This is a genomic window from Vibrio sp. V10_P2A27P122, from assembly GCF_963874335.1.
In the GTDB taxonomy this organism is placed as follows: Bacteria; Pseudomonadota; Gammaproteobacteria; order Enterobacterales; family Vibrionaceae; genus Vibrio; species Vibrio anguillarum.
Window position 1 is genome coordinate 1 of sequence record NZ_CAWNHY010000029.1, and the last position, 10,147, is coordinate 10,147.

Below are 10,147 nucleotides of genomic sequence, written 5' to 3' on the forward strand. Positions count from 1 at the left end.
CAATTAAATAACGTGATCTTAAGTCAATAAAGTTAAGGTTAAATATAATCAAACTTTATAGATTTGAATGATGATCTAATTTTCAAAAAAATGAATGCAATGCGCTAAATAAAATATCAAGCCAAAAGAAAAACAATAATCCGTAATTAATAAATTAGTTATTATTGTTTGATGGCAATAAACAGAGAAAATTAAAGAAGATGGTACTCTTGATAACGACGAGTCTTATGAAAAAGGCACTTAAAAGCGCAAAAATACAGTTTAGGCTGTCTATGACTAAACAACTTGAAGTTGCAGGTCGATATGGTAAGTGAGCACCCCATAGCAATAGCTAAAAATGTAGCCAACATCGCTGCAGCTTTCAATGGGAAGGAAAAAGCCTTCATTCTCGAAGCTCTTTAATCTATGGCTGAGCACTTTTCTGGAACTGTAAACCAACTAATTTGGTATTTTATCAAAACGTAATTCACTATTTATCCTAATGACCAAACAATAAGATATTTATCTATTCGGACATAAATCTGATTATTTCTTGACACTTATTCCATTATTTTAATATTTGCACTTTTTATAAACCATGGGAAAGAGAAAACAGATGATGGATGACATTGTAAAGAAAGATATAGCTAACGACCCAAAGGTAGCCCGTTTATTTTAGTAACCTTCTTCGTTTTTTAATTCATTATCTGCTCCTTTGAAAAGACACTACTATGAAATACAGGTCAATCCGAATGCTATTAGTGTCCGTATAAATGATAATATTGTGTATAACTAAACAACTTGAAGTGGCAGGTAGGTTGGAAAGTAAGTTTCCCCCATGAGTATAGATAAACGATTTGATGAAGTGAGCGAACGTAACCAACACCGCTGCAGCTTCAAGTAGGAAGGGGATATCAGACGATCAATCGGCATGATTCATCATAGATAGAAGGTCACAACATTCCCCGCGCTAAGAAAAGTACTATATAAATCTTGTTCAATTTTTTCGAACTTAATCATCAAACGGAGTGAGTTATCTCAGGTTACGAATCACTCTACACTGGCTCCAACAGCTAGGAAGCCGCTGAGCACCTACTACCTTTTAATGAATCTGAGGACACTTTAATGAAAGCACTATTGAAACAACTAACCACATCAACTTCTGGATTTTCTGCGCTTGCGCTTCGTTTCCCAATTGGCATCATTTTTATGGCGCACGGTGCGCAGAAACTCTTTGGCTGGTTTGGAGGATATGGATTAGAAGGCACAGGTCAATGGATGGCTTCAATTGGCTTAAACCCAGGTGTGCTGATGGCATTTTTAGCGGGTAGTGGTGAATTCTTTGGGGGCCTATTCATTTTACTTGGCTTACTAACTCGCCCTGCCGCCTTGCTTCTTTCTATTACGATGATCGTCGCAATCGCTTCTGTACACTTAGGTAACGGCTTATTCATGGCTAATAACGGTTATGAGTTTGGCCTTGCGCTGCTTGCAGCCAGTGTATCGTTGGTTTTCTCTGGTGCTGGCAAATTGGCACTTGATAACTGGTTAAATAAAAAGCTCGCATAATCTATGCCTAAGGCCAGCATACCGTTTCATTGAAGGAGGCCAAGCCTCCTTCAAACGTTAAGATTTTCAGTCGATAACATTCAACTTAGTATCACTTTCCTTCCTTTCTCTACTTGTGTTGCATGCCCTTCTTTTTATGCTACATAAAAGTGCCGTTGAGACCCTATTCATATAAAGCAACCTTAATGGGTAAATATGCAACCAAACGAGCTTAAAATTGAATGAAAACTAGCGAATTACCATTAGATGAGAATAGTGACATTTGTTAACACAAAAGACCCATGTGTTGCCAAATGATAAAAAATAAAAATTTAAAACCAAAAATAGGTTATTAAAACGTAAAAGGTGGGCAGTTTTAAGTGATAAAGATCACAGCAATTAACCGTTAACATTATTTTACTTTTTGATTTGCACTCAGCCCTGCTAACCTGCGGCACGCTTTGAAATGATGTCGAAGTGCATAAAATAAAGGAGTGTTCACAATGAATACCAAAAAACCGATGTCGCTTACCGGCCGTGTTATTTTAGGTATGGTAGCGGGTATTTTGACTGGCTTTGCCATTCGAGCCCTATTTGCTGAAAACGGATTTGTTGACGCGTATATCGTTAACGGCTTATTCGATGTTGGCGGAAAAATCTTTATCGCCAGCTTAAAAATGTTAGTTGTACCCCTCGTGTTTGTTTCTCTCGTTTGTGGTACGAGCTCACTGAAAGATCTCACCACACTTGGCCGCATGGGCGGTAAAACCCTAGCCTTTTACATCGCAACCACTGCGATTGCCATCACACTGGCACTGACAATGGGCACTGTGTTTCAACCGGGGTCCGGAGCCGATTTAACCGCAGCAAGCTCATTCCAATCTGCGCAAGCCCCTTCTTTGGGCCAAGTGTTTATTGATATGTTCCCGACCAACCCAATCAGCGCGATGGCAGAAGGTAAAACACTGCAGGTCATCGTCTTTGCAGTACTATTTGGCATAGCCATCAGTGCCGCGGGTAAACCGGGCGAGCGTATTGCGGGCGTTTTTAATGACTTGAACGAAGTTATTATGAAACTAGTCGCCTTGTTGATGAACCTTGCTCCATACGGCGTATTTTTCCTGATGGCAAAACTGTTCACCAGCCTTGGTTTAAGTGCCATTTTGAACCTCGCAGAATACTTCGTAGTACTGACGGTTACCCTGCTGCTACACGGTTTTGTCACCTATAGTTTGATGTTGAAAGGCTTTACTGGTTTAAGTCCAATCACCTTCTTCCGTAAAATGGAAGATGCCATTATGTTCGCTTTCTCTACAGCCTCTTCCAATGCGACTATACCCGTCACCATGGAAACGGCTAAAAACCGCTTAGGGGTTGATAACAAGATAGCTTCTTTCACCATTCCGCTAGGTGCGACCGTTAACATGGATGGCACAGCGATCATGCAAGGCGTTGCGACAGCATTTATTGCCCAAGCGTTCAATATCGACCTAACCATGGGTGACTACGTGATGGTCATCCTCACGGCAACACTAGCCTCTGTTGGTACAGCAGGCGTTCCGGGTGTTGGTCTTGTCATGCTAGCGATGGTGCTAAACCAAGTCGGCTTGCCACTAGAAGGTATTGCTTTGATTATGGGTGTTGACCGCTTATTAGATATGATCCGCACCGCAGTCAATATTACTGGTGATAGCTGTGTGACTCTTATTGTGGCGAAAACAGAAGGCGCGTTAGATGAAGCTCGCTTTAATGATCCACAAGCTGGCGTGAAAGAAGAAGAAGTCCATTTAGCAAAAGCTCAAGCCTAACTTTCTTCACTTCCACTCATCAAAATCAAACCCTGTCGCTATTGCTACAGGGTTTTTCTTTATTTGCTTTACAGGTCAAGAATAAGATTAAAAATCAAGCAGATCGGAGCTATCTCACACCGAACTATCTTCAATAGATCTAGAATTTTATCAGCCTAACTTTCTAGGAGTGAACACAATGATACCTCGACGCACATGGCTTCTTTTGTTCTGCACTTTGCTCTTTCCTTCAGTCGCTCCCGCTTCCTCTAACGATATCGATTCGTTAGATCTAACGCACTCAACGATTGGTTATGCCTCTTTAGTCATTTTTACTCTGGCATACACTTTGGTCATGATGGAGGAGTACCTTAAGCTACGAAAGTCTAAACCTGTGTTACTTGCAGCTGGTTTAATTTGGGCCATGATTGGTTATGTTTATCAGCAGTATGAATTAACCGAGATTGCCAAAAATGCGCTAGAGCATAATTTGCTGGAATACGCCGAATTATTGCTGTTTCTGTTAGTCGCGATGACCTACATCAGTGCAATGGAAGAGCGGCGATTATTTGATGCATTACAAGCGTGGATGGTGGGAAAAGGTTTTGATTTTCGTGCTCTTTTTTGGATCACGGGGCTACTTGCATTTTTCATCTCGCCAATTGCCGATAACCTAACCACCGCGCTGTTGATGTGCGCTGTCGTACTAAAAGTGGCAGGAAACAACCCACGTTTTATCAACATTGCTTGTATTAATATCGTCGTAGCGGCTAACGCCGGAGGCGCTTTTAGCCCTTTTGGAGACATCACCACCTTAATGGTTTGGCAAGCGGGCCATGTGCCATTTTCACAGTTCCTTTCTCTGTTTCTCCCTTCTGTGATCAACTACCTTGTTCCTGCATTGCTGATGTCATTTTTTCTGCCCAAGGAAAAGCCAACCACCCTGCATGAACATGTCGAGCTTAAACGCGGAGCCCGCCGTATTGTCGTACTTTTCATGTTAACCATTGCTACCGCCGTAGCATTCCATGCTGTGGTACGCTTTCCACCCGTGATAGGCATGATGATGGGGCTCGCTTACTTACAATTTTTTGGCTATTTCCTCAGGAAAACCTTACCTACTTCGCTGGCCAAAAAAACCGTAATTGCGATTGCAAATAATGACGAGGCCGCCCTAAAACGTATTGGCTCTGTGGTGCCATTCGATGTCTTTAAGCGAGTTTCACACGCCGAATGGGATACGCTACTGTTTTTCTACGGGGTGGTCATGTGCGTAGGAGGGCTAAGCTTACTGGGTTATTTAGGCTTGATCTCGGAAGTGATGTATAGCCAATGGAACCCCATATGGGCAAACGTGATGATTGGGTTTCTTTCGGCGATTGTCGATAACATTCCCGTCATGTTTGCAGTACTGACGATGGAACCCGATATGTCCACCGGAAACTGGTTGCTCGTCACATTAACAGCGGGCGTCGGCGGCAGTTTACTCTCGATTGGCTCAGCCGCAGGAGTGGCTCTGATGGGCGCTGCACACGGCAAATACACCTTTGTAGGCCATCTAAAATGGACACCGATTATTGCAACAGGCTACGCCGCAAGTATTGGTGTCCACTTACTACTCAATCACGCTTTGTTTTAACGAATTTGCTTCGCAATATAATGACACAGCGCCTCTGCCAGCTGGTGCGAGGCCAAGTTACGTGCCACCACTTCTGAAGCCAGCTTTCCGCTGTTTATCACGCCAATCCAATCGTCAATCATGGCGCTAAAGCCTTTACTGGTCAGCATTGGCGTCCAATCTTTTAAACTAAGGGCTTGCTCTTGCCCTTGATGCCAACGTTTTCCTTGTGTAAACGAGTCAAACTCAAAACCTTCATTCACAAAGCTCGCGCTGACTCGCTCAGCGGTTATGCCAAACTGGCGATTCATTGAGGCATGCAGCAAACTTTCGCCGTGTTGCCATTGAACATCCAAGCGGGATAACTGACCTTGATGCTGCTGGTAGGTAATATAAGCATCATCCAATGTGGCTTTAGCATTCACGTTTACGCTGTCTAGCGGATGGATAAAATCATCAAAGATAAAGGTGCGCACATCACCGGGCAGATCATAGCGGTGCTTTTCCCAACGAAGCGAACGTAAGTCGTTTCTATTACCAGTTTGCACTGCATTTAGGTGTTGGTTATAGAGCGGAATATGACGGCGATTAAACCCCACATACAAAGGTTGACGATGCTTTTCTGCAAGATCATACAACATTTCACAGGCGCTTGCGCTGTCGGCTAGCGGCTTATCAACAAAGGTTGGAATTCCGTGTTCAAGGAAAAATTGGGCGATTTGAGGGTGAGCCGAGGTCGCCGCATGGATCATAACCGCATCAACGTTATAGCCAAGTAGCTCTCGATAATCCGTGCAATTCTCTGAAATGCGGTAACGCTGCGCTAGTTGCGTAACAAGAGCTGGATTACGAGTACAAAATACCAATTCTAAATCTGGGCGCTGTGTGATGACCGGAAGATACGCCTTTTGCGCGATATCACCTAGACCAATAATGCCAATTTTCATCATCAAATCTCTTTTCGTTAGATGAAGGTTAGGCTAACACAAGAAGATTAAAAAGGGAGGTGTAGAACTCAGTGAAAAGGCAATCCTTGCCTGTCTGGGATGAGGTTAAAATGGGCTCTCTTTGTTCAGCTCATTGCAAATTTCGACAATCGCCAATGAGAGCCCGGATTTGATGATTTGTTGCTGACGCTGAAGTTGAAGCTGGTAAAAATCCAGTTCAATGTCGCCATCCGGCTCCAATACTTCCAACTGCACCATGCCCATTTTGGCCACCAAATGGAGCTTTTTTATCGGCACCAAAATTTTCGGGTCGGTGAACACGTATTCAGCACCATCACTGTTGAGTTGATTACGCAGTTTGATGATATCTTCAATATCGTGGTAAACATCATCAGGTAATACCCCAAGACCAAACAGCAGTTTTAGCCTGACAGACAAGTTGCCGAGTGGTCCAGAATCTTGCAATAGAGGGCCAACTACTGATTGGACAGCGAAGTTATCTTTGCGAAAAATGCGTTGCATTAATGCATCAATCGCCTCATTGAACACTTCAACCGTCGTAATAAAGAATCCGCGCACCGAATGGGCACTATTCAGTCGTTCAATTATATCGCTTTCGTTAATTCTATCTGCCATACGCTGTACTAATTGTTGTTATAAAGGGAGGGCATTAACGCCCTCCAAAGTATTTATGTGATTAAAGCTGTTTGTAGATCGCTTCAATTTGCTTAACCTGCTCGCTCTGCTCATCTAACCCTGTGTAATGGGCCAGTGTTTTACATACGCCATATTGGTTCAATGATGTTTGAAGCTCGACCGCTTGAGGATCGCTGTCGTTGGTATATTTAAGGGCCGCCGCAATCCCTTTCAATAGCGTTTTGTTTTCAACACCGTACTCGATTGTACCGAGTAATGGCTTGATTAATCTATCATTGGGGCCTAATTTTCGTATTGGCTGACGACCAACGCGATCCACTTCATCCACCAAATATGGGTTGGCAAAGCGGCTCAATATTTTTTCGATATAAGCGGCGTGCAATTCAGGGTCAAAACCGTAACGACGAATGAGTACTTCACCGCTTTCATGCATGGCTTGCTTCACTTGCTGACGAATTGCAGGATCTTCAATTGCTTCACGAATCGTCTTATGACCACTCAAACAACCCAAATAGGCGGTAATGCAGTGCCCAGTATTTAAGGTGAAGAGTTTACGCTCAACAAAAGCCATCAGATTATTGGTTTTTTCCATCCCTTCAATGTTGGGGATCTCACCTTTAAATTGCTGTTCATCAACAATCCATTCGCTGAAACTTTCAACCGTCACGGCCAACGGGTCATCGTTCGCGGCTTCGACAGGTGGCACAATGCGATCCACCGCGGAATCGACAAAACCAATTAACTCATCGGTTTTAGCATGCAGCGATGGGTCTAGATATTTATACACTTCGCCTTTCAGGTGTGTTGTACCGCGCACCATGTTTTCACAAGCGATCACATTGAGTGGCTGTTCATTGCCCGCTTCAAATCTTTTGGTGATGCCTTTGGCGATCGTTTTCGCAATGATATCAAGCACTGCAGGGCCGACAGCTGTAGTAACTAAATCCGTTTTTACAATGCGATCAATCACATCATCACTGGCTGAATTCACCGCAGTGACATGAGTGACAGTATCAATTTTGCACTCAGAACCCACTACCTTTACTTTGTATTCTTGACGATGACTCAATTGATCGACCAAAGGTTCATTTACATCGGCAAAAGTCACTTCAATGTCTGCATCGGCCAATAATTTACCAATAAAACCACGACCAATGTTACCCGCGCCAAAATGTACTGCATTTTTCATAATCTTACCTACCAAAAACTTATCTAAAAGAGAAAAGAGCGCTTAATACTTCAATTGAGGTGAGGTCAGCAGTATAGGGGAACAGCCGACCTCGTTTTGCCTCAGGAGCAAAAGCGTTACGCTGCTTGGTTACCCGATAGGATGGCCAAGATATCGCTCACGTCTCTGGTTGAGGTGAGCTTCTCGATAGCATCAGGCTCATCGAGTGCGTTGGTAATGGTGGTAATAACTTGAATATGTTCATCATTTTTGGCGGCAATACCGATAACTAGTTTCGCTACGCCATCTTGGTCGTCCGTAAACTGCACACCAGCAGGATATTGGCAAATCACAATACCCGTTTTAATCACACGGTCTTTGGCGGCGACGGTGCCATGAGGAACGGCAATCGATTCTCCAAGATAAGTGGATACCATTTTCTCACGTTCAAACATGGCATCAACATACTCAGGCTCCGCATAGCCAAGCTCAACTAACTTATTGCCAGCGAAACGAATGGCTTCTTCTTTATTAGCGGCATTCAAACCTAAGTGAATGTTTTCTTTTTGGATTTGAAAAACGGACGGTTTTTGAATTTCAAAGCTGTCGTCATTCGCAGCGAGGATGGATACTTTAACCACATCGCTATCATTCGCCGCCTTAGGGCGTTGAGCTGCCAAAAGCTTAGTCACAAGCTGGTTGTACATTTCACTGTCTAAAAAGTTGCTCAGTGAAATATGCTGTGCACTGGGTGCATGTGTGCGTGCGCGGCCAGTCAGGTCTTTATGAGTAATCACGATTTCTGCGTTCTCCGGCAAACTATTGATGGCAAGGTTAGTGACGTGAATCGCTAAGCCCGCATCTTTGATTTTTTTACGCAGCATGCTTGCGCCCATTGCGCTTGAACCCATACCCGCATCGCAAGCAACAATAATGCTTTTCACGTTGGCTAAATCAATATTGCTTTTTTGAGAAGCCGCCGTCACATTGCCCTTTGCGCTCGATTTCATCTCTTTCATTTGTGATGTGGCTTTTTCTAACGCCGCTTCATCACCTTCTTCCTCGGTGCTGCTCTGTGCTTTCATCAATAATGACGCAACGGTAAAGGACACACCTGCCGCACCAAATATTGAGCATAATACGCCAACAATCGATCCTTTCTGTGTCATCAGTAGCACTGCAAAGATAGAGCCAGGAGACGCTGGAGAAACAATACCTGCATTGAAGAGAGTCAAAATGAACACCCCTGTCATACCACCAGCAATCGCTGCAAGAATCAGACGTGGATTCATCAGTATGTATGGGAAATAAATCTCATGGATGCCGCCGAAGAAGTGAATGATGGAAGCGCCACCAGCTGTTTGACGTGCTGTACCTTTACCAAACACCATGTAAGCCAACAAAATACCGAGACCAGGGCCAGGGTTTGCTTCAATTAAGAAGAAGATTGACTGCCCCATTTCACTGGCTTGTTGAATACCTAACGGTGAGAAAATACCGTGGTTAATCGCGTTGTTAAGGAACAAGATCTTCGCGGGTTCAACAAAAATAGAGGTGAGTGGTAAAAGGTGTGCTGAAACTAGGAAGTTTACGCCTGCGGCTAAACCACCAGAGAGCACTTTGACAAATGGCCCAATAAGGTAAAACGCCAAGATTGCGCCAAGCATACCAATAATGCCTGCCGAGAAGTTGTTTACCAACATCTCAAAACCGCTTTTTACTTTACCTTCAACACGTTGGTCAAAGGTTTTGATCGCCCAACCACCCATAGGACCAACCATCATGGCTCCCATGAACATGGGGATATCTGTTCCGACAATCACACCCATTGTGGTGATGGCACCGACAACAGCGCCACGTTCTCCACCAACCAATTTACCACCCGTGTAACCAATCAGCAGTGGTAATAAGTAAGTAATCATCGGCCCAACCATAGATGCTAACGTTTCATTCGGTAGCCAACCCGTTGGGATAAATAGTGCGGTTATAAAGCCCCACGCGATAAACGCGCCAATGTTTGGCATAACCATGTTAGATAAGAAGCGACCAAAATTTTGTATCTTGATCTTTGCATCTGGTGATATCATGTGGATTCCCCGTTCGATGTTCTGATGAATATTGTTGTTGTAACGGTTCTGCGAAAAACCGTTGATTGCTTAGTACACAATCAATTTACCACACAATTTCATTCTGGAACTGACGACGGGTTTTTCGTGATCAGCCCCTCATAAATCCTAGCTTACAAATCATTTCTTCGTGATCATGGTCATTAAATTGACATGTAAATTTACAACAAAAAACAAAAATACAACTTGTCAATAAGATTTAAACGACCAACATCATACTTTTTGAATTTTAACTTTTAATAAAAAAGAGATTTAAATCACAATTTCACTCTAATTATTAAAAATTAAAGAACCAAAAGTGATAAACATCACAATTA

General features: G+C 43.3%; 7 protein-coding genes. 3 read left to right on the top strand and 4 right to left on the bottom strand.

What is annotated here, in order from left to right; genetic code table 11:
• Positions 1-1,104 precede the first annotated feature (1,104 nt).
• The 3 genes from AACQ17_RS01895 (at position 1,105) to nhaD (ending at position 4,953) form a co-directional block, all read left to right on the top strand.
• Complete coding sequence (locus AACQ17_RS01895) at positions 1,105-1,548, top strand: DoxX family protein (RefSeq protein WP_013868258.1); 444 nt, start codon at positions 1,105-1,107, stop codon at positions 1,546-1,548.
• Between the two features lie 482 nt (positions 1,549-2,030).
• Complete coding sequence (locus AACQ17_RS01900; protein ID WP_029189696.1) at positions 2,031-3,335, top strand: dicarboxylate/amino acid:cation symporter; 1,305 nt, start codon at positions 2,031-2,033, stop codon at positions 3,333-3,335.
• 169 nt (positions 3,336-3,504) lie between these two features.
• Positions 3,505-4,953 (top strand): sodium:proton antiporter NhaD, encoded by a 1,449-nt coding sequence (nhaD, locus tag AACQ17_RS01905; RefSeq protein ID WP_094147877.1) that lies wholly within the window; start codon positions 3,505-3,507, stop codon positions 4,951-4,953.
• Here the strand turns inward: nhaD and AACQ17_RS01910 are convergent.
• The 4 genes from AACQ17_RS01910 to AACQ17_RS01925 form a co-directional block, all read right to left on the bottom strand.
• Positions 4,950-5,879 (bottom strand): Gfo/Idh/MocA family protein, encoded by a 930-nt coding sequence (locus AACQ17_RS01910; RefSeq protein WP_064626980.1) that lies wholly within the window; start codon positions 5,877-5,879, stop codon positions 4,950-4,952. The two genes, nhaD and AACQ17_RS01910, sit on opposite strands and share 4 nt — an antisense overlap.
• 105 nt (positions 5,880-5,984) lie before the next feature.
• The gene (locus tag AACQ17_RS01915; protein ID WP_094147878.1) at positions 5,985-6,515 is read right to left on the bottom strand and encodes an MltR family transcriptional regulator; all 531 of its coding nucleotides are present in this window, start codon (positions 6,513-6,515) and stop codon (positions 5,985-5,987) included.
• Between the two features lie 61 nt (positions 6,516-6,576).
• The gene (locus tag AACQ17_RS01920; RefSeq protein ID WP_094147879.1) at positions 6,577-7,725 is read right to left on the bottom strand and encodes a mannitol-1-phosphate 5-dehydrogenase; all 1,149 of its coding nucleotides are present in this window, start codon (positions 7,723-7,725) and stop codon (positions 6,577-6,579) included.
• Between the two features lie 116 nt (positions 7,726-7,841).
• On the bottom strand, positions 7,842-9,791 hold the full coding sequence (locus tag AACQ17_RS01925; protein WP_094133869.1) for a PTS mannitol transporter subunit IICBA: 1,950 nt from the start codon (positions 9,789-9,791) through the stop codon (positions 7,842-7,844).
• Positions 9,792-10,147: the final 356 nt, after the last annotated feature.